Source organism: Halorussus pelagicus (assembly GCF_004087835.1).
GTDB classification, from domain to species: Archaea; Halobacteriota; Halobacteria; order Halobacteriales; family Haladaptataceae; genus Halorussus; species Halorussus pelagicus.
The window spans coordinates 261,272-284,884 of the sequence record NZ_CP035120.1; the positions used below are offsets into that span (position 1 = coordinate 261,272).

The following is a 23,613-nucleotide window of genomic DNA, read 5'->3' on the forward strand; positions in this document are numbered from 1 at the left end:
CCGTTTGACGGTCGCAAACCGCGGTCTCGACGCGAACAGCGGTTCCCCCCTCGTGCGATCCACCCGCATCCCGTCTCAGCATCGCTCCCGAGAGTTATCCACGGAGTAAACCCATTTTTCGGACACAAACACCCGTTTGGCGCCCGCCAAATCACTGGAACCTTTAAGTTGTCTCCACTACCACGGAGAAACTAACCGAGCGATGTCAACTACTCCACAGTGGATCGAGAGCCGACTCGACGCCGATCTCAACAGAAAGTTGAGTCAGCGTCACGTCGTCGAAACGATGCTCGCGTCGGAACGCCCATTTTTCTCGACTCGGCAACTCGAAGCCCTCGTCAAACCGGACGTGAGCAAGGAAACGGTGCGGAATCGACTCGACGAACTCCACGAAATCGATGTCGTCGCCGCGGAGACGTATCCCGACTCGATTACGCTGTACTACATCAACCACAGGGAGTCGAACTGGCCCTTATCGCCGGAAGGGAAGCGCGCACTCGACCACGACACACCGCTCGATACGCTCTCTCTCGGGGATTTTCTTCGACTCCGTAATCCAGCCGGTATCAGAACGTTAGTTCTCGCGGGGTTCCAGCTTAGTTTAGTGTTGTTTTGTGCCGGAGCAGTTATGGCCTTCGTTGGGACCGACGCTCCGGTTCAAAACAATCACGGACTCTGGGAAGCCGCCGGAAATCTCTTCGTACTCTGTCTCGTCCTCCTCTTTACGGAGCGTATCGTTCGGAAGGTACGGGACGAGGGGCTGTGGCGGAGGCTCCCTCGGCAGTTCGTTTCGAAGTAATATTAGTCGATACAACAAAATTATAGAGCGATGACAAGACAAGAACGTACCGCGGCTACGGACTCGTCGGAACCGGGACCGGAACTCCTCGCGGAGCGGTCGCTGTTGGGAATCTTCGTGCATCTCGTCGGCTTCACAACCGGAATCGTCGGACCGGGACTCATTTACCTGCTATCGAAAGACGATTTTACCCGAGAGAACGCCCGGAACGCGTTAAATTGGCAGTTATTCCTCATTCCGGTCTTTCTGGTGATGGCTATCGGAATACTCGTCGCGGTAGAACTCTCGAACCGCGTCGAAATTCCGGACGCGCTCGAACTCGTCTTCGCCATTCCGGTACCGATACTGCTGGCTGTCATGGCCCTTCTCAGTCTCTCGACGTTCGTCCTTCCCGTGATCGCAACGGCAAAAGCTATCATCGGAAAAGCGTGGCAGTATCCACTAGCGCCGGAGTTTATCTGACAAATCTACTCCGACAGCGACCACACACTGCGTCGCCCGTCCGGTTACGAGAACGACGCCGCCCACGAAGTGTATCCCGACGGTATCCACGAGACCATCGCCGGATTCCTCGCCGACGAGGGGTTCGACCCTCGGACCGCGACGCTGGACGAACCGGAACACGGCCTGACCGAGGACGTGCTGGAGGACACCGACGTGCTGACGTGGTGGGGCCACGAGGCCCACGAGGAAGTCGAAGACGAAGTCGTCGAGCGCGTTCACGAGCAGGTCCTCTCGGGAATGGGTCTGCTCGTCCTCCACTCGGGACATTTCTCCAAGATTTTCAAGCGTCTGATGGGGACGACCTGCGACCTCAAGTGGCGCGACGACGGCGAGAGAGAACGGCTCTGGTTGGTCGAACCGGGCCATCCGATTGCCGAGGGCATCGAGGAGTCCATCGAACTGCCTGAGACCGAGATGTACGGCGAACATTTCGACGTGCCCGCCCCGGACACGCTCGTATTTAATAGTTGGTTCGAAGGCGGCGAGGTGTTCCGGAGCGGCTGTTGCTACCGCCGCGGCGCGGGTCGCATTTTCTATTTCCGACCCGGACACGAAACGTATCCGATATATCATAACCCGGAAATTCAGAAAGTCGTCGCAAACGCCGTTTCGTGGGCGTCACCTATTTCTGGACCTACACTTTCGAGAGGACACGTTCCAGAGTCACCCGAGAAAGAGTGAGCCGACCGTTATCGGCCGCATAATCACCGCTGATAGGCAGGCATCAATTTTGATAGTTCACTCTGCGAAGTTAAAAGAACGAAACCATTTATTAGGTAGCCGTGAAACCGACATGACGTAGAATGGCAGACGCGCGCCACCGTGTCCTGCACGTCGAAGACAACGACTTCTTCGCCAGAATCACCGCTGGCGTTCTCAGTGACGACTACGACATGAACGTACACACGGTGGAATGCGCGAGTGAGGGCCTCAAGCTGCTCGGAGCGGAGCAGTTCGACTGCATCGTCAGCGACTACGAGATGCCGGGAATGGACGGGTTGGAGTTTTTGGACGAAGTCCGCGAGAGCGATCCCGACGTACCGTTCATCCTGCTAACCGGCGGCGGAAACGAGCGGATAGCCAGCGAAGCAATCTCTGCGGGCGTCACCGACTACCTCCGGAAAGGTGAAGGAAAAGACCAGTTCGCGGTGTTGGCCAACCGCATCGAGAACGCCGTCTCCCGGCGGCGAGCCGAACAGTTGTCCGAACGCCAGATCGCGGTCAACGACCTCATCTGGGACGTGAGTCAGGCGGTTTTGCAGGCGTCCTCGCGGGATGACATCGAGAAGACCGTCTGCGACCGACTCGCCGAGTCCGAACCCTACGTCCTCGCGTGGGTCGGCAAAGTGGACGAGGACGCGGGGGCGGTCCGGCCGCAGGTGTCGGCGGGAGTCGAACAACGCTATCTGGACGTAGTGGCGCTCGACTTAGACGGCGAAGGCGGAGAAGGCGACGACGGTGAGGAGAACGGCGACACCGTGAAAGTCGCTTCCGGCGAGACCGGACGTGAAGCGGGCGACCGAACCCCGGTTCGGAAAGCCATCGAAACGCGGTCCGTACAGGTCGAGCGCGCCGCGGCACTCGAAGAGGGCTTCGAACTGGACGCCGACGGCACGACCGAGCGCCACTCGGTCGCGGCGATTCCGCTCGTCTACGAAAATCAGGCCTACGGCGTCCTCAGCGTCTGGTCGAACGCGCGCCACTCCTTCGGCGAGACCGAACGCCGGGTCCTCTCGAAGTTCGGGAGCAACGTCGCGTACGCCATCGACTCCGTGCAGACTCGCAAGGAACTCGTCCGGCGCGAACAGCGCCTACAGGTGTTCAACCGCATTCTGCGGCACAACCTTCGCAACGACCTCAACGTCGTGTTGGGTCGCGCCCAGAACATCGTCGAGGAGTTCCCGGCGGCGGCGCGAGAGGCCCGCGTCATCGAGCAGAAGGCGAGCGAACTCATCGAGATTAGCGAGAAGGCCCGCGAGGTCGGCAAGACGCTCGACCGCGAGGACCGCACGAAGAAAGAAATTGACGTGACCGAGTGCGTCAAGCGGACCTGCGAGGAGTTCCGACAGACGTACTCCGAGGCCGAGATAACGACGACCCTCCCGGAGAGCGCGCGAGTTTACGCCGATAAGACGCTCGAAGCCGCCATCGGCGAAGTCGTCGAGAACGCCATCGAACACAACGACGACTGCGCCTCGGTTCGGGTGGCGGTCTCCGTGACAGGCGACGACGGGGAGTGGGTCGAAGTGACCGTCGTGGACGACGGACCGGGCATCCCGGAAGACGAGCGCGAGGTCCTGACCGAGGGCAAGGAGACCGCCCTCCACCACGGAAGCGGTCTTGGGCTTTGGCTCTCGCACTGGATCGTCGGCAAGTTCGGCGGCGAACTCACTTTCGAGGATTATCACACCGACGGCGGTGCGGTGACGCTACGACTCCAGCGTGCGACCGGGGACTTATCGCCGTGGCGCGAGATTTCCTCGCCCGACGAGACGTGAGGGTTCTGGTTGGGAGAACGGAGGCCTATGTCAATTAGGAATAATTTAATCTGTGGTGAAAGGAAGCCGTTTGCCCACTCGACAGAACGAAGTCGAGTTGCGCGTCGAAAGAAGTAATCGGAAACAATCGATTTCCTTTAACAACAGATATATACGGATTAAATGAGTACCGTACGTAATATGAGTACGCAAACGACAGGGTTGATAGAACAGTTCCGACAACCGGAGTATACGGGAGAAAACCGATGTACGCCGTGTACCATCGTCAACGTCGTCATCGCGGCAGTCGGGAGCGCGATGGTGTCGTACGTCGTCACGCCGATTGGTGGCACGATGGCGTTCTCGCTGTCGCTGGCAGCGATTTACCTCCGCGGCTATCTCGTGCCGGGAACGCCGACGCTCACCAAGCGGTACTTCCCGGACTGGGTGCTTGCGAAGTTCGACAAACTCGAAGACGAAGAGGTCGAAGTCAGCGAGGAGGAGCGCGAACCGGAAGAGGTGCTGGCCGACGCCGGAGCGGTCGAACCCTGCGAGCAGATGGACGACCTCTGTCTCTCCGAGTCGTTCCGCAGCGCGTGGCACGACAACATGGAGTCCATCAACGAGGATGGGTCCGAGAAGAGCCTCCTGAGCGACGTTCTCGACGTTGAAGAGGAGAAACTTGAGTTCGAGGAACACGACGAGGCGATGGTCGCCCAGTACGACGACGGCCGCCTCGGACAGTGGGAGTCGCGCGCGGCACTCGTCGCCGACCTCGGCGCCGCGAAGGTGCTGGAAGACAGTTACGCCGACTGGGACGACCTGACGGTCACGAACCAGAGTCGGGTCCTGAGCGGTCTCCGAATCTTCCTTGAGACCTGTCCCGACTGCGGCGGTGCGATCCAGATGGAACAGGACACCGTCGAGTCCTGCTGTCGGACGATGGATGTCGTCGCGGTCAGTTGCTCGGAATGCGACTCCCGCATTCTGGAAGTCGAACACGACCAGTAACCGTTTCGCCATCCGGGCTTTTACTCCGTTTTTACCCCAATCGTTCGATACGCGTCGATTCTTTCTGCGGGAGATGAGGTCCACGGGACCGACTTCGCCGGGAGACATGCCCACGAAACCGGCTTCAGCAGGAGATACGACTCGCGGAATCGGCTACGAGACCTGCTATCAGCAACCCCGCCGTTTCCGCTGTCTCGCTTATCAGGCGTGGGTCGTCGGACCGTCTCCCTCACAAAGGTCGATGTGAAACCGAATACGGCGTTCTCCACCCCGACGTTTCCGTTGTCTGTCCGTCTCGACACCGGACCGCTCGCTCGGCGCGCTTCGCTCGCTCTCTCCGACGAGTTCGACCGGGAGATGAGCGCTACTCCACAAAAGACAGCGGAAACGCCGGGGTAGCCGTTTGGTGGAACGTTCCACGGAATCGCGGAAATATCGATAGCGTTACGCTCGGCTGTCGCCGTCGAGACAGCGGAAATCCCGGTGTGGCGAGCATCGAATCGAACAGGAGAGACGGACAGAAGGGCCGGGAGCGCCGGACAGTAACGAAGCGGGTCGGGAGCGTAGGAGGAGAAGACAGCGGAAACGCCGGGGTAGCAGTCGGTGCGGGGTAGCAGTCGATGCGGGATAGCAGTCGATGCGGGGTAGCAGTCGGTGAGTGGATTTCGGGAGCGTCAGTTCTCGCTGTCTTGGAAGTTGGTCTGGTAGTACGGGCGGATGCTCTGATGGACGCCAGCGAACTCGATGGTCTCTTCAAGCGCGGTGACAACGAGTTGGAGGTCCTGCTTCAGGGCGTGTTTGCGGTACTTACCGCCGGACATGCCCTCGTTTTTCTCCGTCGAGGAGATGACGCCGAGCATGGCGAGGTCCGCGAGGTGGTCGCGCATCCGGCGGCTGGTGAGCGGTTCAGTCCCGACGTGGTTGCAGAGTTGTTCGTAACGCGGACGGATGTCCCGAGAGCGCGCGGGCGTCTCCTCCTCGGCTTCCATCGACGTGAGCGCGTAGAGGATAAGCCGAGCGTGTTCGGTCAGGTCGGCGACGCCCTCCATGATTCGGTCGCGTTCGAGCTTTTCGCGGGCCTCTTGGACGTGTTCGTCCGTGACCTGCTCGACGGTCTCCTTCCGAGCGAGGTCGCCCGCTTCAAGGAGGAGGTCGAGGGCCTGTCGGGCATCACCGGCGTCCTGCGCGCCGTAGGCGGCACAGAGCGGGATTACGTCCTCGGCGAGCGCGCCCTCGTGGAACGCGACCTGCTCGCGCTGGCTGAGGACCTTCTGGAGTTCCGTGGCGTCGTAGGGCGGGAACGAGACCTCCTTCTCGCACAGCGACGAGCGCACTTTGGCCGAGAGCGAGTCACGGAACGACAGGTCGTTGCTGATACCGATGAGACCGATTTTCGCGTCTTCGAGGTAGCCGTTGCTCCGAGCGCGCGGAATCTGATAGAGGATGGAGTTATCGTTGATGTGGTCCACTTCGTCAAGGACCACGATGACGGTGCCCCCGACTTTGTCGAGTTCTTCCCAGAGAAAGCTATAGACTTGGGCTTGCGGATAGCCGGTGTTGCTGATCTGCTCGGACGGGTCTCGGAGCGTGTTCACAAGCCTCACGGCGACCTGATAGCTTGAGTTGAGACCGTCGCAGTTGATTTCGATGACGTTGAGAGAGATGTCGTCGTACTTCGCGGCGTCGTCTTGGAGACGGTTCAGGAGAAACCGGGTGGCCGCGGTCTTGCCTACCCCGCTCTTCCCGTAGAGGAAGATGTTCGAGGGAGCCTCGCCGTTGATTATCGGCTGGAGGGCGGCGTGGTACTCCTCCAACTCCTCGTCGCGGCCGACGAGATTGGCTGGGGTGTACTCCTCCAACAGCGCGTCGCGGTTCTTGTAGAGAGAGTTGTCCCGGTCAAAACTGAACGATGACATTGTCGGTGTCCGGTCGTTCGAGAGACGGGAGTATAAAGCCACATGGTCACTGGTGCGTCCGCTGTTTCTTTTGTCCCGGATACTTTTACGTGTGCAGCTGAGAAGACGGGGGCGTCGTTTCCGATGTTTCGATTGACTTAAAGACACACCCACCCCACTGTTTCCGGAGCTTTTCGGTTGAAAGGGTCGGTGAGTTTTAGACGGGGTCTTATAGAGAGAAAGATTTATATATATAGCAAGATAACCATACCCGCACTGCAAATAGAAAATAGGCTGAGCCTATAGAAAGTAGTCATAGAAATCTTTCTAGCTCTTTCTCGGGGACCGCGCTCATTACCCTTCATCTCTTTTCTCGCCAAACAGCGGAAACAGTGGGGTGGGTGTGTTTTCGACGTGGGACCGTCCTTGACGAACGCTTTCGAGGTATTCGAAACCATCCTACCGGCAGGGTCTCCAGTCCCTCCCCTCCCCCTTCGACCGCCAAGACAGCGGAAACGATGGGGTGGGTGTGATAGAGATACGATACGCTCGTTTCCTCCTCGTTCGACTGAAACCGACGTAGAAGCTCTCTACGCGCAAAACTATCCCGCAAAGACAACGGAAACGGTGGTGTTCCAAATCCACCGGCCGCTCTTTCGGGCGTGCTCGACTCGCTTACGCCACCTTTTTTTGACGTTTATCGCGTCGAAGTCCTCTTTCTGTCCGACGTGCGACAACGCGCTTATCGGAAAACGCATTGGCTGGGAACTACCTCGCCCGCAAAGTGCGTCCGGCAGAACATGCATCGCTCGCAAACAGCGGAAACTGTGGGGTTCTTTCCTTGGCTATGGAATACGTTTGGAACGTTAATCGACCAGTACCGCCTCGGCCGGTCGTCGCGGCGACGGTCGAGGCGGGTCTTCTCGCTGGGGATACCCGAGTCGAAACACCTGCTGGACCGGGCGGTCCGGTCGTCCGAGCAGATCGGTCAACTCTCTGCGCAGACTCTCGACTTCCAGCGGGGCGCTCACCGGCTGCGTCCCGATACCGAGCGCGGTGGCTAGCAGATTCAGGCGCTCGTACACTCGTCCGGCCCGAATCTGGCACCGCCGGTCGTCGGCGTCGGTCCGGAGGACGGCGACGACTGGTCCCTTGCGTACTGCTTGCGCGTCCTTCCGGGCGCGCTGGCGACCCAGGTTTAGGTAGGACACTGCGACTTTCCCAGCCTTCGCCGCGGGCCACGAATCGCCGAACGCGCCCCGGCCGACCCACCGAGCGAGTTCGCGCCGGTAGGCGTAGTCGGCGTACAGTCGGCGGTTCGCGCGAGCGGTCAGGTCCGCGATGCTCGCTAGCGTCTCGCGGTCGGCGACCAACTGGAGCGACACGTCGTCCTCGACGCAGTGGCGATAGAGCGTTCGCAGGTCCGCGGTCGGTATCGGCCCGTCGCGGAACCGGCCGCGACTGGTTCGACGGTTCGGAATCGCCGCGAAGAGTCTTGCCTCGTCGCGAGTCTTTCCGGTTCGTTCGTCGGACACACCGTCGGATTCGCCGCCTACTGGCGACGAATCCGACAGTCGAACCGTCGCCGCGTGGGCGCTGTCGCTCCCCGGCAGGTAGGTCACGTCGTGGCCCAGTCCGAAATACTCCGCCGCGACGAGCAGGTTCTCCAGCGCGGTTCCGAGGCTGAGGTACAGTTCGCGCTTGTCGTGGTCGGCGACTGTCAGCCATCGGTCCAAGTCGGCGAACAGTCGAATTTTGCCGTCGCCGACGGTGAACAGCCACGGCTGAGTGTTGTGACTCGACGGTGCCAGTACCGCGTACCGAACTAGAAACCGAGCGCGCGCGTCGAGCGTCCCTCCCTCGGGGAACGCCGACTCCGAGACTCGCCACGGTCGGTTTCCGCCGACCCATCGACGCCGTAGCGAGACTGGTCCCAGCGTCTCGCCGACGACTTCGCTCGCTCGTGACAGCAGGCCTCGGCGCTCGCTCTCGGTCGCACTTCCGAGGGTTTCGCCCTGTCTACTTCCGGAACCCCCTCGATTTCGACCTCTGCTCGCGCCACCCTTTCTCGGATTCTGCTCCCCCATCGTTACCAACACTCGACACGAGTGCCACGGACTTAGTTCTGCGGTGCGACGCCGACGCGGATACTCGACTTTTGATCGGTCAGAACCGGGGAATTGCACGACGCTCGCTACTGATACTGACGACGCTCGCTACCGCCAATATACTTGCAAATGGGATGGTGCGGTGCGAACGGTCTCTCCGTGGCTACCGCCGTCGGCGTCGGTCTCGCTCCGCTCGCGGCCGTACTCACCGCGGGTCCGGTCGCCGCGGTCGTCGAATCGCTCGGTGACCCGATTTACCTCGGTTTCCTCGCGTCCTTCCTTGCGGGAACGTTCGCACTCGGGCAAGTCGTCTCGCTCGTCGGCTACGGATTCGGGTCCGTCCTCGCCAGTCCGTAGCCGTCGCGCGCTACCGTGTTACCGCGCTACCGCTCGGCGACCACGAAGAACGTCTCGGGGCGCTCGTCCGCGCGAACGACCTCGAACCCGGCGGCTTCCAGCAGTTCGACGGCCTCGTCGCGGTCGTATCGCTCGGCGACCGGCGGGCCGCGCTCGCCGTTGCCGTTCGCCGACCAGTCGCCGACGACGAAGCGCCCGCCCTCGCGGAGGACGCGCGCGATTTCCACTTCGGCCCCGCTCTGACCGTCGCCGCCGCCACTTCCCGCGAACTCGTGGAACGTCATGGTCGAGAACGCGGCGTCGAGTTCCCCGTCGCCGAACGGCAGATCGCCCACGTCGGCGGTCACCAGCGAGACGTTCTCAGGAACGCCCTTCTCGCGGTACAACTCGTGCATTTCCTCCTGTAGGTCCACGGCCCTGACCTCGCCCGCGAACGGGACCACGTCGTCGGTGTAGAACCCGGTTCCGCTCCCGAAGTCCGCGACAGTCTCGCTCTCGTCGGCGTCGAGCGCCAGTGCGGCCACCAACTCCTCGTGCGAGAGATACCTGTAGCGAGAGTCGTCTTCGAGTTTGTCCGCCGACTCGGGGTCGAACGTATGAAAGCCCATCGTCACGAAATCGACGGCCGACCGCCTTAACGACTTTGGGCCGTGCGCGAGATAGACAAGACTGGGCTGTCGCCGTTTCGCTGTGCCGGTGCCGTCGTCGCGCCGTCGTCTAGCTGTATCGCTCGATGAGCCTCGTTAGCGTCACTTCGTCCTGCACGCCGACGAGCTGTTCGACCTGCTCTCCGTCGGCGAACAGGAGGAGCGTCGGCACGCTCCGGACGCCGTACTGCGCGGCTAGACCCTGTTGCTCGTCGATGTCCACCTTCGCCACCGCGGCGTCGGTCTGCCGCGCGACGGCTTCGAGGGTCGGTTCGAGCATGTTGCACGGCCCGCACCAGTCCGCGTAGAAGTCCACCAGCACCACGCCGTACTCGGTCGTCACGCTCGAGAACTGCTCGACGCTCTCGACGTGGACTGGCTCGGTCGGTGCGTTCTCGTTCGTCTTCGTCTTCGTCTCCGCCTCGGCGTCGGCGGCGCTCGCGCCGACACTGTCCTTATTTCTCTCGCCCTCTTTGCTCTCTTCACCGAGGGGTTCGTCTCGCTGCTGCTCGCGGATAGATTCGGGTTCGTCTTCGCTCATCGCGTCGAAGTTGGCGCTCCACGCGTTTAACTATTTTGCACGGGACGTACAATACTGGGTTCGCGTTCGAGAAGTTCTGGACTGTCAACTACCGGAGCGCACACGCTTCCCTCAGAGATGGCGAGGACGCCGGTGTTCGTCCACGAGCGAGTCGGGTGAGCGACTTAGAGGGGGAGTGCGAGGGTAGAGGGTTACGACGAGGCTGCATCGTCGCCGCCTTCGTCCTCGTCGCCCAGTTCCCCGAGGTCGCGTTCCCCGAGCGAGGGCGCGGCGTCCACGTCCGGCGTGAGGGGTTCGCCGTGAAGCAGGTCGGTGACCACGATGCGGACCGCCTGAATCACCAGCACGAAAAAGAGCGGGAGCAGGAAGAAGCCGTACCACCCGAACAGCATCGGGCCGAGGATGTACGCGAACATCATGATTCCCATGTGAATCTCGTTGCCCGAGATGTACGGTTGGAGGAACGTCTGGGGCAGGATGTCGAGGACGAGAAACGACACCACCAGCAGGCCGATAGGGTAAATCATCGCGGGACCGCCCTGTCCGGCGGCGACCAGCGCGAGGTACGCGACTAGCGGGACGTAGACGATTTTGCCGACCACGAGCGGAACGAGGCTGGCCACGCCGGTCAGCAGGGCGAGTAGAATGGCGAACGGGATGGTCAGCGCGGACGGCGCGAGGAAGTTGAACCCATAGTAGACGACGGCCGCGAGAATCGACATCGTGACGACGAAGAGTACGTTCCCGAAGAAGACGGTCTCCAGTTCGTCGTCCACCGCGTAGGCGTAGGCGTGGCCCGCCGACCCCTCGGGAGCCATTTCGTCACGGAACCACGCCGCGATGTCGTCGTCGTCCCGGAGTAGGAAGAACGCGAGTCCGAACGCCAGCGAGACGACGATACCGACGTTCACCACGGTCCCGAGCGCGGACAGCGCGGCGGTCGCCACCTGTCGAACTCGTCCGGCGTCCACCGACTGGACCCGCGAGGGATTTTCGAGGAGCGTCTCCACGAAGCTCTGTTGGCTCTGTGTGAATCCCTCGACGTTCACCAGCGGCGCGAGCAGTCCGGACCCCGGCACCCCCGAGAGTGACGCCGCGTCGCGGATGCCCGCCAGCAGGACGTAGCCGACGACCAACAAAATCGGCGTCACGATGCCCGCAAGCGTCAGGGCCGCCGCCGCGCCGTCGCTGTCGATGAACCCGCCTACTCGGTCGCAGATGGGTCGCGCAGCGTAGTAGAGGAACACGCCCAGCACGAACGTTCCCACGAACGAGTAGCCGACGTAGGCGACGCCGACCCCCAGCGCGAGTAGGTAGAGCCACCACGCGACGCGATTTCTCTCGCGGTCGAGAAACTGGTTCCAGTTCACGAGCAACCACCGTCAAACCGCTGTCGGTCCGGCGGCGACCGGGAGCGGCATACCGGTGTCGAACCGGGCGTCGTCGCTCGATAACCACATGAACGCTGCGCTCACCTCCGCAGGGCTGACGATTTCGCCCGGTACGTTTTCCGGCGCGGACCGCTCGGCGATTTTGGCCATCTCTTCGCCGATGGACTCCACGATGCCGCCGGTCGTCTCGCAGTTGTTGGCCGCCACCACGTCGGTCCCGTTCTCGGCGTAGCGCAAGGCGTGGGAACGCCCCCGTTCGCGCGCCGCTCCGGTGACGAACGCGACTCGCCCGTCGAAGTCGTACTCGGCCATAGTCCGAAGAACGGACGGCGGCGACGGGTAAAACGCTGTTCGCCGAACCGACCGTCGCCGACGCGCCTACCTCGCGTCGTCGCGTCTGTCCTCGGAACGTCCTGCGCATCCGCCCTTGCCTGGGGCGTCGCAGTCCTCGTGCGGGCGGCCGCCCGCCGCGCGCTCGCCGCCGAGGGCTGAATACCCCGCGGCGACAGCGTAGAGACCGACGACGGCGAGACCAGCGCCCGCGAGCGCGGTCTTCACCGGTGAGAGAAGCCACAGTACTTCGTTGACGTACCGCTCCACCGCGGCGGCCATCACCGCCGCGAGAAACCACGCTCCGGCGGGAACGGCGAGTCTCGCGTTCTCGACGAGAACGGTTTCCACGCGGCCCATCGCCGGGGGTCGAACTTGCTCGGCGAGCGAGACGCCGCGGACGACCACGTAGAGCGCGGCCATCACGACGCCCGCGGAACTCACCGACCCGGCGACGCCTTGGAACTCCGCGACTCCGGCCAGTAGGTTCCAGAACAGCAGTATCGCCGCGACCGGGAGGGCTTCCAGCGTCATTCGCTTTGGGGAGTTCAACATGGTCGGGGCATCTCCCGGTCGCTTGTTAAATCAGCCTTTCGAGGAATCGAACGGCGCGGTTCCGCGGTCGGGAGTCAGTCGCTCTTTGTCGTCGCTCCGCCATGCACCTGCTCGTAGCGCCCCACGACTTCTCTCTCGGCCCGCGCCCGTCGCGGTGCTCACCGACGACCGCGGCGAGACCGTGGACGTGAACTCCGCGTTGGCGGCCACGCTCGAACGCGACGCCGACGCCGGAGCGCCGACCGCAGACGACTGAGCGTCAGCGACTCCGCCCGTTCGTCTTCGGTTGTCTACTTTCGACCGCCCACGGCCGAAAGATGACGAAAAGTGTTTCTATCGTGGACAGACAACTCTTCTGATAATGCGAGAACTAGACGAAACCGACCTCGAAATCCTGCAACTCCTCGTCGCGGACGCTCGCCGACCGTACAAGGAGATCGCGGACGCGGTGAACCTCTCGCCGCCCACCGTCTCGGACCGCATCGACCGCCTGCGAGAACTTGGCGTCATCGAGCGATTTACCGTGGACTTGGACCGGTCGCTGCTCTCGGACGGCGTCGCGGTCCTCGTGGACCTCCACGTCGAACCCGGACACCTCTCGCCGGTCCGGAGCGGCGTCGAGGGTATCGACGGCGTCGAACACGTCTTCGTGACCGCCGACGGGCACGTCGTCTTTCACGCTCGCTTGCAGGACGGCGCGGTCGAACCTCTGCTGGACGAGGTGCTGGATACCGACGACATCAGAGAGTACGACGTGCGACTGCTCGCCGATTCGACGTGGCATCCCGACCCCCGCGGCGTCGAGTTCGCGTTGGAGTGCGACGAGTGTGGCAACTCCGTCACCAGCGAGGGCGAATCCTCGCGCATCGACGGCGACCTGTACCAGTTTTGTTGTTCGTCCTGCAAGGCGCGCTTCGAGGAGCAGTACGAGGAACTGAAGGGAGCGGTCTGAGCGCCGTCTCCGTCGCTCTCTCTCTTTCCGCCTCGACGTGCTGTCTCGGTGGTTCGACTCCGACGCCGAGGCGGTGCTGTCGTCGGCCGTCGATTCGCTGGTCGCGGGCGACGCCGACCCTGTGCACCCTTCTCGCCGACGAGTTCGAGACTGTCCGTATGCGCGACGAGAAGATTCACCACTCGTCGTCTGAATACAATTATAATTGCTCTTCTGAAACGCAGCTTGGAAAACTTTATCCGGGTCCGCACGAACAGCAGTTGGTACAGCCGAGGAGAGCGCCGTCGTAGACCGCCTGTATCGGCCGATTAGTGGCTACGCTGTTGCCGAACTGGCGGCGTTCGACGCTGTCCTCCTCGGTCCGGAGCAACCTATGAGTCAAGCTACGACTTCCACCACGGAGACGATACGTGCCGTATTCGAGCGCGCCTGCGCCGACTGCGAGTCGGTCGGCGACGAGACGCTCTCGGAACTCGTGACCGAGACCGAGCGCAACCTCTACGCGGAGGCCTCCCGCGACGAACTGTACGAGGCCGCAATCGGGAGCGCGACCGCCCGCATCGAGCGCGACCCGGCGTTCAAGGGTGTCGCGGCGTCGCTGTTCCGCGAGCAGTACCACCGCGAAGTCGTCGGGCAGACGCCCGAGGATGGTCTCGACTCCGCGGCCGCGGCGTCGGCCTACCGGGAGACGTTCGCCCAGAACATCGAGCGCGGCGTCGAAGCGGGGCTGCTGGACGAGCGCATGCTGGCCTACGACCTCGACGCGATGGCCGACGCGCTCGTCCCCGAGCGCGACGGCCTGTTCGACTACATGGCGCTCGATACGCTCTACCAGCGGTACTTCCTGAAGACTGCCGACGGCGAGCGCCTTGAACTCCCGCAGGGGTTCTGGATGCGCGTGGCGATGGGAATCGCCCTGCGCGAACCGGTCGCCGAGCGCGAGGAGCGCGCCCGCGAGTTCTACGAGATGCTCTCAACACTGCGGTTCGTCCCGTCGAGTCCGACGCTGTTCCACGCGGGGACAACCCACGCGCAACTGAGTTCCTGCTATCTGACGACGGTCCCCGACGACCTCGAAGGCATCTTCGACTCCTACAAGGGCCACGCCCAACTCTCGAAGTGGAGCGGCGGTCTCGGCAACGACTGGACGCCGGTCCGAGCGTCCGGGTCGCTCATCGAGTCCACCGGCGTCGAATCGACCGGCGTCGTCCCGTTCCTCAAGATTTCGAACGACGTGACCGCGGCCATCAATCGGTCGGGCAAGCGCCGCGGCGCGGCCTGCGCGTATCTGGAGTGCTGGCATCTCGACTACCCGGACTTCATCGACCTGCGCCGGAACACCGGCGACGAGCGCCGCCGGACTCACGACATGAACACCGCGGCGTGGATTCCCGATCTGTTCGTCAAGCGCGTCCGCGACGGCGGCGAGTGGACGCTGTTCTCCCCCGACGAAGTGCCGGAACTCCACGGGACCTACGGCCAAGAGTTCGAAGAACTCTACCGAGAGTACGAGCGCAAGGCCGAGGAGGGCGAACTCCGCCAGTACGAGACGGTTGACGCCGAGGAACTGTGGCGCGACACCCTCACGCGTCTCTTCGAGACGGGCCACCCGTGGCTCACCTTCAAAGACCCCTGTAACGTCCGCTCGCCCCAAGACCACGAGGGGGTCGTTCGCTCCTCGAACCTCTGCACCGAGATTACTCTCAACACCAGCGAGGACGAACACGCGGTCTGTAACCTCGGGTCGGTCAACCTCTCGAAGCACGTCAGCCCCGACGGCGACGGCCTGAACCGAGAGAAGTTGCGCGAGAGCGTCGAGACCGGGATGCGGATGCTCGACAACGTAGTCGATTTGAACTTCTACCCGACCGACGAGGCCGAGCGCTCGAACATGCGCCACCGGCCGGTCGGGATGGGCGTGATGGGATTCCACGAAGCACTCTTCGACCAGCGGATTCCGTTCGCCTCCGAGGAGGCCGTCGAGTTCGCCGACGAGTCTCAGGAACTCGTCGCCTATCACGCCATCCGCACGTCGGCGGAGTTGGCCCGCGAGCGCGGGGCCTACCCCTCCTTCGAGGGGTCGAAGTGGGACCGCGACCTGCTTCCCCACGACACCATCGACCTGCTGGAGGAGGAACGCGGCCGCGAGATTCCCCTGCCGCGCGAGGAGCGCCTCGACTGGGACGCTGTTCGTGACCTGATAGCGACCCACGGGATGCGAAACTCCAACACGATGGCGATAGCACCGACGGCGACCATCTCGACCATCGCGGGCACCTCGCCGTCCATCGAACCGGTCTACTCGAACCTCTACGTGAAGTCGAACATGAGCGGCGAGTTCACCGTCATCAACGACCACCTCGTCGAGGACCTACAGGAGCGTGATCTCTGGGACCAAGAGATGGTGGACCGCATCAAGTTCCACGACGGGTCGATTCGGGAGATAGAAGAGATTCCCGAGGACTTGCGGGAACTCTACCGCAACGCCTTCGAAATCGACCCGCGCCACCAGTTGCGCCTGACCGCCCACCGCGGCCAGTGGATAGACCAATCGGTCTCGCACAACGTCTTCTTCCCGACGACCGACGGGTCGATGCTGGACGACGTGTACCAGACCGCGTGGGAACTCGGCATCAAGACGACCTACTACCTGCGGACGCTCGGCGCGTCCCAGATAGAGAAGTCCACGCTCGACATGGACCAGTACGGCAAGACCCAGACCCGCGGCCAGACGAGCGCCGCAGATTCCGACGACGAGGATAGCCCCGAAAGCGACCTTCCCAGCGTCGAGGACCCGACCTGCGACGCCTGTCAGTAAACCATGATTATTGACGACGACAAAACCGACCCGAACAAGATACTGCCCATCGAGTACGACTGGGCGCGCGAGTATTACCGCGCCGGAATCGACAACAACTGGGTGCCCGAGGAGATTCCGATGGGCGAGGACGCGACCCAGTGGAACGGCGACGCGCTCTCGGACGCCGAGCGCCGACTGGTCGAGTGGAACCTCGGGTTCTTCTCGACCGCCGAGTCGCTGACCGCCAACAACATCGTGCTGGCCATCTACGAGTACATCACCAGTCCCGAGTGTCGCCAGTACCTCCTGCGGCAGGCCTACGAGGAGGCCATCCACACCGACACGTTCATCTACTGCTGTGACTCGCTCGGTCTCGACCCCGACTACGTCTACGGGATGTACGACGACGTACCGTCCATCGAGCAGAAAGACGAGTTCGTCGTGGATATGACCGAGTCCATCCTCGACGACGACTTCGAACTCCGGACCGACGAGGACGTGCGCGAGTTCCTCCGGGATTTGGTCGGGTTCTACGTCGTCATGGAGGGCATCTTCTTCTACGCGGGGTTCGCCATGATGCTCGGACTCAAGCGCCAGAACAAGATGGTCGGCATCGGCCAGCAGTTCGAGTACATCATGCGCGACGAGTCGGTCCACCTCGCGTTCGGCGTGGACCTCATCAACACCATCCGCGAGGAGAACCCCGGCGTCTGGACCGACGAGTTCGGCGACGAAATCGCCGCGATGATTGAGGAGGCCGTTGAACTCGAACAGATTTACGCCCGCGAGGCCTGCCCCGACGAGATTCTGGGCATGGGTCCCGAGCAGTTCGCCGAGTACGTCGAATACGTCGCGGACCGCCGCCTCCGGCAACTCGACCTGCCCGAGTCCTACGGCACGGATAATCCCTTCCCGTGGATGTCCGAGGCGACCGACCTCAACAAGGAGAAGAACTTCTTCGAGACGCAGGTCACGGAGTACCGCTCCGGCGGCTCCTTAGACTGGTAATCTCCGTCCCCCTATTTATCGCTCTTTCTTTGCCAACGCCTCGCGCCGTCGCGCTCGCTCTGCAAGCGCCTGCTCCCGTTTCTCCTCCTGCTCGTCGGTCGGACACCGGAGGTCCGGGACCGCCGCGGCGTTCTCCTCGTCGTCAAGCGCAACGAACGTGAAAAAGGAACTCGCCGTCTCGCGGCGCTCCTCGTCGCTCGGGCGCTCGGCGTAGACGTTCACCTTCGCCTCCATGCTGGTCTCGCCCGTCTCGAAGACGTAGGCCTCCGTCACCACCACGTCGCCGAGGTCGATGGGGGCCAGAAAGTCAACGTGGTCCATCGACGCCGTGACGACCTGTCGGCGGGAGAACCGCCGGGCGGAGATGGCTCCGCAGATGTCCATCCAGTGGAGGACCGACCCGCCCAGCGCCCGGCCGAGGTTGTTGGTGTCGTCGGGCATCAGAATCTCGGTCGTCTCGGTGTGCGAGTCGTCCAACGTCGCGGTCCGGCGTGCCGACTGCTGTTGCATGTCGCTTCCCACTGCGCTCTCGCGCCGGATAAAACCACTAGGATTGCAGTAATTCAAACGAACTTTCATAGTCGTCAGTCGCCCGAAGTTTCGAACGGACTCCAGTCGCCCGACGATGGCAAAGAGACGGCGTCGCGGTCAGTCGGCGCGCCGCGCCGACTCCTCGCTACCGCCGGAGCCGAATCGGTCCCAGAACGACTCGAAGTCGCTGTCGTCCTCGGTCATCGCCTTCATCTCGGTCAGACCGCGCTCCTCGCGGGTCCCCTCGATGGTGTTGTCGAGGACGAACGCGACGATGCCGCCGACCGCCATCCCCGTGCCGCCGATGACGAAGACGGTGGTCGAGACGAGTTCCGTGCCGAGAGCCGGGCCGAGGACGGCCACGTTGGCCATCCCCTCGCGGAAGGCGTCGGCGCTCCCGACTTGAGACATGTAGGACGGAATCGCCAGTCCGGCGAACAGCGCGAATCCGACGACGAACACGTTCCGGTTGCTGTTGAGGTCCACGAACTGCAACTGCGAGAGACCGACCGCGACGATTTGGCCGAACATGGCGACGTAGAGACCGCCGACGATGGGGTCGGGAATCGTGGCGAACAACTGGCCCACGGGTCCGAAGTAGCCCACGAGCAGCATCGTGACCGCGCCGATTTGGACGACGTAGCGCGAGGCGACGCCCGTGATGCCGATAGCGCCGACGTTCTCGGTGTAGGAGGTCAGGCCGTTGCCCGTTCCCATCACGCCCGCGAGAGCGTTGCCGACGCCCTCCATGCCGATGCCGTGGTCGATGCGCTTGCTACTCGGCGCGCCCTTGCCCGCCATCCGGGCGACCGAGTGGTAGTCGCCGAAGCTCTCGATGGCCGAGGCGACCATCCCCGCCATCATCCCGATGACGAACGAGAGGCGGAACTTCGGGACGCCCCACTGGAAGGGCGCGACAGGTTGGACGAGTCGGGTCTCGAAGATGCTCGACACCGCGACGTAGCTCACGGACCCCTCGGCGAACACGCCCGTCACCGACAGCGCCGCGGCGACGACCCACGCGGTTCCGATGCCGAGCAGGACCGGGAAGAGCCGAAACGCCCGGTTGTAGTCGTCGAGGTACTGCGAGAAGCCGACGATGAGCGCGAGCGTCAGGCCGAGCAGCCACCAGTTCTGCCCCGTGCCGGGCGCGCCCAGATTCGGGTTCGTAATCTGTGGCGCGTTGAACAGCGTCAGGCCGATGAGCGCGATGGTCGGCGCGATGACCACCGGACTCATGTACCGCTTGAGCCACCCCATGATTCCGAAGTAGCCGATGAGCATCTCGGTCGCTCCGGCGACGATGACCGCACCCTGCAGGTAGAGCAACATCGTCTGCCAGTCGGCGTTCTGCGCGCTCAGGACGCCGACGATGGCGAGCGCGGGCGCGAGCATCGAGAAGGTGCCCCCCTGCACGATGGGGTAGCGGTTCCCGATGGTGGTCTGGGCCAGCGTCCCGATCCCCGAGGCGACGAAGAACGTGCCGATGAGTCGCGCGGTCGCTCCTTCGGGCATCCCCATCGCCGTCGCCAGCGCGAGGGGAATCGCCACCGTCGCGCCGATCATCGTCAGGTAGTGCTGGAACCCGAGCAGTATCGACTCGCCGAGCGGCGGCCTGTCCTCGATGCCGTACTCCACGAAACTTGCCGGTTCGGGGTCGTCCGCGTCGTCGCTCCCGCTCATCTCGACTCCTCCGGGGCGTTCTCCCCGTTCGTTTTCCCTTCGGTACTTGCACAGACACCCCGCCCGAATACCCCGCCTCGACCGCCGTCGAGACCGGTTCGAGCTGCAACAGTCCTCATCAGTTCAAGCCAGTCAACTACCGGCAATCTATCTGACGGTCGGTGCACGCGAGTGCGAATCATTCGCACATCGGGTCGCGTCCCTCTCGAACCTGCGGCGATGGTTTAGAAACAAAAATTGAGATGCCTTTGAACTCTAGCTAGAAAAGAATTCAGGAGATACTAACCGATATTTGTTAGGGACAAATCGCATTAATGTGGGACCCGTATATTTTTCCAAGGAGGACACTATGGCGCGAACCGCACACCTCGACATACGAGGCATGAGTTGCGCCAACTGCTCGGGGACGGTCGAAGACGCCCTGAGCGAGTTGGACGGTATCGACTCGGCGAACGTCAACTTCGCCACCGACGAGGGGTCCGTCGAGTACGACCCCGAAGTCGTCTCGCTGGCCGACATCTACGGGGCTATCGAGGACGCGGGCTACGACCCGGTGGCCCAGCAGGTCACTATCGGCATCTCCGGGATGTCCTGTGCGAACTGTTCGGAGACCAACGAACAGGCGCTCGAAGCGACGCCGGGCGTCGTGAGCGCGGAGGTCAACTACGCGACCGACGAGGGGACCGTCCGGTACAACCCCAACGACGCCGACCTCGACGCGCTCTACGACGCCATCGAGTCGGCGGGCTACGAACCCGTCCGTGAGAACGACTCGGACGCCGACGGCGAGACCTCGGGCGACCGACGCCAGGACGCCCGAAAGGCCGAGATTCGCCGCCAGCGGAACCTGACGCTTCTGGGCGCGGTCCTCTCAGCACCGCTGGTCTTCTTCATGCTCGAACACTTCCTGTTCGACGACCTGCTCAAAGGCGACCTCCTCGGCATTCCGCTCGGGTTGGTCATGTTCGGTCTCGCAACCCCGGTCCAGTATTTCCTCGGCAAGGAGTTCTACGAGAACTCCTACAAGGCTGTCGTCGTGAACCGGACCGCGAACATGGACGTGCTGATTGCGCTCGGCTCTTCGACCGCGTACTTCTACAGCGTCGCGGTCCTGCTGGACCTCGTGGCGGGCAGTTACTACTTCGACACTGCCGCGCTCATCCTCGTGTTCATCACGCTCGGCAACTACCTCGAAGCGCGCTCGAAGGGCCAAGCCAGCGACGCCCTGCGCAAACTGCTGGAGATGGAGGCCGACACCGCCACCGTCGTCCGGGACGGCGACGAGGTGGAAATCCCGGTCGAGGACGTGGCGGTCGGCGACCTGATGGTCGTCCGGCCCGGCGAGAAGATTCCGACCGACGGCGTCGTCCGGGAGGGCGATAGCGCCGTTGACGAGTCGATGGTCACGGGCGAGTCGGTCCCCGTCGAGAAGTCGCCCGGCGACGACGTGGTCGGCGCGACGGTCAACGAGAACGGCGTCCTGAAGGTCGAAGCGACCAAGGTCGGTTCCGAGACGGCGCTCCAGCAGATCGTTCAACTCGTCAAGGAGGCCCAGAGCCGCCAACCCGAGATTCAGCAGGTCGCCGACCGAATCTCGGCGTACTTCGTCCCCGTGGTCATCACGAACGCGCTCGTCTGGGGCGCGCTCTGGTTCCTCTTCCCCGACGCGCTCGCCGGATTCGTCCAGTCGCTCCCGCTGTGGGAACTGGTCGCTGGCGGTCCCGAACTCGCGGGCGGCACCATCTCGGTCTTCGAGTTCGCAATCGTCGTGTTCGCCTCGGCGGTCCTCATCGCCTGTCCCTGCGCGCTCGGACTGGCGACTCCCGCCGCGACGATGGTCGGGACCTCCATCGGCGCGCAGAACGGCGTCCTGTTCAAGGGCGGCGACGTGCTCGAACGCGTCCGCGACGTGGACACCGTGGTCTTCGACAAGACCGGCACCCTGACGGAGGGCGAGATGCGCCTGACCGACGTGGTGGCGCTTGGTCCCGCGGCGGACGGCGGCGCAGTCACCCATCCCGAAGCGGACGAGGAGTTCGTCCTCGCGGCCGCCGCCAGCGCCGAGAAAGGGAGCGAACACCCCCTCGCGAAGGCAATCGTTGAGGGCGCACAAGAGCGGGGTCTCACCATCGAGGACCCCGAGAATTTCGAGAACGTGCCCGGCCACGGCGTGCGCGCGACGACGAGTCACGGCGAGGTGCTGGTCGGCAACCGGAAACTGATGGACGACGAGGGTATCGATAGCTCGCGGGCCGAGGAACCGATGGAACGCCTCGAACGCGAGGGGAAGACGGCGATGCTCGTTTCCGTGGACGGCGAACTGGTGGGCGTCGTCGCCGACGCCGACACGGTGAAAGAGAGCGCCAAGGAGGCGGTCGCCGGACTCCGCGAGACCGACCGCGAGGTGATGATGATTACCGGCGACAACGAGCGCACGGCCCGCGCCGTCGCCGAGCAGGTCGGTATTGACCCCGAGAACGTCCGCGCGGAGGTCCTGCCCGAGGACAAGGCCGACGCCGTGGAGTCGATTCAGAGCGAGGGCCGCGAGGCGATGATGGTCGGCGACGGCGTGAACGACGCGCCCGCGCTCGCGGCGGCCTACGTCGGCGCGGCAATCGGGTCGGGTACCGACGTGGCCATCGAGGCCGCGGACGTGACGCTGATGCGCGACGACCCCGCGGACGTGCTGAAGGCCATCCGGGTCTCGGAAGGGACGCTGGCAAAGATAAAGCAGAACCTCTTCTGGGCGCTCGGCTACAACACCGCGATGATTCCGCTGGCCAGCCTCGGCCTACTCCAACCCGTGCTGGCGGCGGGCGCGATGGCGTTCTCCAGCGTGAGCGTCCTGACGAACAGTCTGCTCTTCCGCAAGTACACGCCCGACCACGACTACGAACTGCTCGGGTTCCTGCGGTAAGTCCGCGCGTCTCTCTTGTCTTTCCCGTCGTTCCCGTCTTTCCTGTCTTTCCATTTTGCCGAGTACCCGTTCGGTCGGCCGTCCATGCCGCGGGCGAAACGTTCAGAAGGAACCGGGTCGTAGCCGGTCGCATGTTCGTCCCCCTCCACGCAGGCCATGAAGGACTCGACCCGATGGCGGTGGTGGTCGGCGCGCTCGCCGGTCTCGCAATCTGGCAAGGAATTCGACTGCTCGCGCGCTCGGACTCCCGAAAGCGCGGCGGCGCGTAGACGCTCCGGATTTTTTCGGACTGCGGCGCGTCTCGTGGTCTGTACCACTTCGCTCGCTCCGATTCGACCTCGACACGCGATTTCGCTCGGTGGAATCATCACTCCGGCGCGTGCGGGCGCGTACGCCATGTGCGTCGCGCCCATCCGCGCGAGGGCTGAGTAGCGCAGGCCTATGGCCGATCAACGCAAGCAGTTGGGGAGGTGTGAGGCTGACGCGGTGCTGTGCGGGGCAGTCGCGGTGCTGTTTGATTGGCGTCGGCAGTAGCTAGCCCCGACTCGGTTTCCATCGTCGTACCCTGACCTCACCCTCACGGTCGTCCTCCACCCGACGTTCACCGTCGTAACGCAGCGGCCAAATTTTGGAAGCCCTACTCCCGACCTTGAACCCGAAATACCCAATCCCCTCGACCAGAAACCTCCGAACATGCGAACGAGTCTCAATATTCCCGACGACGTACTCGCGGCCTTCGACGAGACGTGGCAGGCCGAGGGGTTGGACTCTCGCTCGCGCGCGGTCCGCGAGGCCATGCGCGAGTACGTCGAGTCCCACGCCGAACTCGAAGCCGTCGAGGGCGAGATGCTGGCGGTGCTGGCCTACGACTACGAACACGACGCGGTGGTCCACGACCTCCACGCGGTCCAACACGAGTTCGGCGAGGTCATCACCGCGACCAACCACGTCCATCGGGGCGACTGGTGCATGGAGACCGCGTTCTGCGAGGGTCCCGCCGAGCAGGTCCGAGAACTGGTCTATCGACTCCGGGACTTCGACGCCGTGGCGCGCGTGAAAGTGACGGTTCTGAGTGCGGACCGGGAGTAGCGGTCGGTTCGCGGTCGA

22 protein-coding genes are annotated in these 23,613 nt (G+C 63.3%); 12 read left to right on the forward strand and 10 right to left on the reverse strand.

What is annotated here, in order from left to right:
• Positions 1-202 precede the first annotated feature (202 nt).
• From EP007_RS16400 to EP007_RS16420, 5 genes are all read left to right on the forward strand, one after another.
• Entirely contained in the window at positions 203-799 is a 597-nt protein-coding gene (locus tag EP007_RS16400; protein ID WP_128478889.1) for a hypothetical protein, read from the forward strand.
• Between the two features lie 105 nt (positions 800-904).
• Positions 905-1,261, forward strand: coding sequence for a DUF4870 domain-containing protein (locus tag EP007_RS16405; protein WP_166035692.1), 357 nt, complete (start codon positions 905-907; stop codon positions 1,259-1,261).
• A 27-nt stretch (positions 1,262-1,288) separates the two neighbouring features.
• A complete protein-coding gene (locus EP007_RS16410) occupies positions 1,289-1,984 on the forward strand; it encodes a ThuA domain-containing protein (RefSeq protein WP_128478844.1) in 696 nt (231 codons plus the stop codon).
• Between the two features lie 122 nt (positions 1,985-2,106).
• Positions 2,107-3,801, forward strand: a complete 1,695-nt coding sequence (locus EP007_RS16415) for a response regulator (RefSeq protein WP_128478845.1) — start codon at positions 2,107-2,109, stop codon at positions 3,799-3,801.
• A 180-nt stretch (positions 3,802-3,981) separates the two neighbouring features.
• Positions 3,982-4,791, forward strand: a complete 810-nt coding sequence (locus EP007_RS16420) for a hypothetical protein (protein WP_128478846.1) — start codon at positions 3,982-3,984, stop codon at positions 4,789-4,791.
• A gap of 674 nt (positions 4,792-5,465) precedes the next feature.
• On the opposite strand, the gene EP007_RS16425 is transcribed toward EP007_RS16420, so the two are convergent.
• The gene (locus EP007_RS16425; protein WP_128478847.1) at positions 5,466-6,707 is read right to left on the reverse strand and encodes an orc1/cdc6 family replication initiation protein; all 1,242 of its coding nucleotides are present in this window, start codon (positions 6,705-6,707) and stop codon (positions 5,466-5,468) included.
• Positions 6,708-7,552: 845 nt separating this feature from the next.
• A complete protein-coding gene (locus EP007_RS16430; protein WP_128478848.1) occupies positions 7,553-8,773 on the reverse strand; it encodes an Acg family FMN-binding oxidoreductase in 1,221 nt (406 codons plus the stop codon).
• Between the two features lie 180 nt (positions 8,774-8,953).
• Here EP007_RS16430 and EP007_RS16435 point away from each other — a divergent pair, with 180 nt between their 5' ends.
• Positions 8,954-9,151, forward strand: a complete 198-nt coding sequence (locus EP007_RS16435; RefSeq protein ID WP_128478849.1) for a hypothetical protein — start codon at positions 8,954-8,956, stop codon at positions 9,149-9,151.
• A gap of 26 nt (positions 9,152-9,177) precedes the next feature.
• On the opposite strand, the gene EP007_RS16440 is transcribed toward EP007_RS16435, so the two are convergent.
• The 5 genes from EP007_RS16440 to EP007_RS16460 all read right to left on the reverse strand — a co-directional run bounded on the left by EP007_RS16440 (position 9,178) and on the right by EP007_RS16460 (position 12,615).
• Entirely contained in the window at positions 9,178-9,759 is a 582-nt protein-coding gene (locus tag EP007_RS16440; RefSeq protein WP_128478850.1) for a class I SAM-dependent methyltransferase, read from the reverse strand.
• Positions 9,760-9,868: 109 nt separating this feature from the next.
• Positions 9,869-10,339 (reverse strand): thioredoxin, encoded by a 471-nt coding sequence (gene trxA / locus EP007_RS16445; RefSeq protein WP_128478851.1) that lies wholly within the window; start codon positions 10,337-10,339, stop codon positions 9,869-9,871.
• Positions 10,340-10,530: 191 nt separating this feature from the next.
• On the reverse strand, positions 10,531-11,709 hold the full coding sequence (locus EP007_RS16450; protein ID WP_166035694.1) for an AI-2E family transporter: 1,179 nt from the start codon (positions 11,707-11,709) through the stop codon (positions 10,531-10,533).
• 12 nt (positions 11,710-11,721) lie between these two features.
• Complete coding sequence (locus tag EP007_RS18335) at positions 11,722-12,042, reverse strand: hypothetical protein (protein WP_208023618.1); 321 nt, start codon at positions 12,040-12,042, stop codon at positions 11,722-11,724.
• Between the two features lie 66 nt (positions 12,043-12,108).
• Complete coding sequence (locus EP007_RS16460; RefSeq protein ID WP_128478853.1) at positions 12,109-12,615, reverse strand: hypothetical protein; 507 nt, start codon at positions 12,613-12,615, stop codon at positions 12,109-12,111.
• 361 nt (positions 12,616-12,976) lie between these two features.
• Between EP007_RS16460 and EP007_RS16465 the strand changes: the two genes are divergently transcribed.
• Positions 12,977-13,567, forward strand: a complete 591-nt coding sequence (locus EP007_RS16465; RefSeq protein ID WP_128478854.1) for an AsnC family transcriptional regulator — start codon at positions 12,977-12,979, stop codon at positions 13,565-13,567.
• 235 nt (positions 13,568-13,802) lie between these two features.
• Here EP007_RS16465 and EP007_RS17700 read toward each other — a convergent pair whose 3' ends face one another.
• Positions 13,803-13,949: a hypothetical protein gene (locus EP007_RS17700; RefSeq protein WP_166035696.1), complete on the reverse strand. Its 147-nt coding sequence runs from the start codon at positions 13,947-13,949 to the stop codon at positions 13,803-13,805.
• Here EP007_RS17700 and EP007_RS16470 point away from each other — a divergent pair.
• Entirely contained in the window at positions 13,941-16,385 is a 2,445-nt protein-coding gene (locus EP007_RS16470) for a ribonucleoside-diphosphate reductase subunit alpha (RefSeq protein ID WP_128478855.1), read from the forward strand. The genes EP007_RS17700 and EP007_RS16470 overlap by 9 nt on opposite strands.
• A 3-nt stretch (positions 16,386-16,388) precedes the next feature.
• Positions 16,389-17,375: a ribonucleotide-diphosphate reductase subunit beta gene (locus tag EP007_RS16475; protein ID WP_128478856.1), complete on the forward strand. Its 987-nt coding sequence runs from the start codon at positions 16,389-16,391 to the stop codon at positions 17,373-17,375.
• Positions 17,376-17,390: 15 nt separating this feature from the next.
• Here the strand turns inward: EP007_RS16475 and EP007_RS16480 are convergent, their stop codons facing one another.
• Both EP007_RS16480 and EP007_RS16485 read right to left on the reverse strand, forming a co-directional pair.
• Positions 17,391-17,885 carry an acyl-CoA thioesterase gene (locus tag EP007_RS16480; protein ID WP_128478857.1) on the reverse strand — a complete coding sequence of 165 codons (495 nt, stop codon included), beginning with the start codon at positions 17,883-17,885 and terminating at the stop codon, positions 17,391-17,393.
• A 138-nt stretch (positions 17,886-18,023) separates the two neighbouring features.
• Positions 18,024-19,589 (reverse strand): uracil-xanthine permease family protein, encoded by a 1,566-nt coding sequence (locus EP007_RS16485; protein WP_128478858.1) that lies wholly within the window; start codon positions 19,587-19,589, stop codon positions 18,024-18,026.
• Positions 19,590-19,938: 349 nt separating this feature from the next.
• Between EP007_RS16485 and EP007_RS16490 the strand changes: the two genes are divergently transcribed.
• The 3 genes from EP007_RS16490 to EP007_RS16495 all read left to right on the forward strand — a co-directional run bounded on the left by EP007_RS16490 (position 19,939) and on the right by EP007_RS16495 (position 23,595).
• On the forward strand, positions 19,939-22,506 hold the full coding sequence (locus EP007_RS16490; protein ID WP_128478859.1) for a heavy metal translocating P-type ATPase: 2,568 nt from the start codon (positions 19,939-19,941) through the stop codon (positions 22,504-22,506).
• Between the two features lie 131 nt (positions 22,507-22,637).
• Positions 22,638-22,775 carry a hypothetical protein gene (locus EP007_RS17705; protein WP_166035698.1) on the forward strand — a complete coding sequence of 46 codons (138 nt, stop codon included), beginning with the start codon at positions 22,638-22,640 and terminating at the stop codon, positions 22,773-22,775.
• Positions 22,776-23,199: 424 nt separating this feature from the next.
• Positions 23,200-23,595, forward strand: coding sequence for a CopG family ribbon-helix-helix protein (locus tag EP007_RS16495; protein ID WP_128478860.1), 396 nt, complete (start codon positions 23,200-23,202; stop codon positions 23,593-23,595).
• Positions 23,596-23,613: the final 18 nt, after the last annotated feature.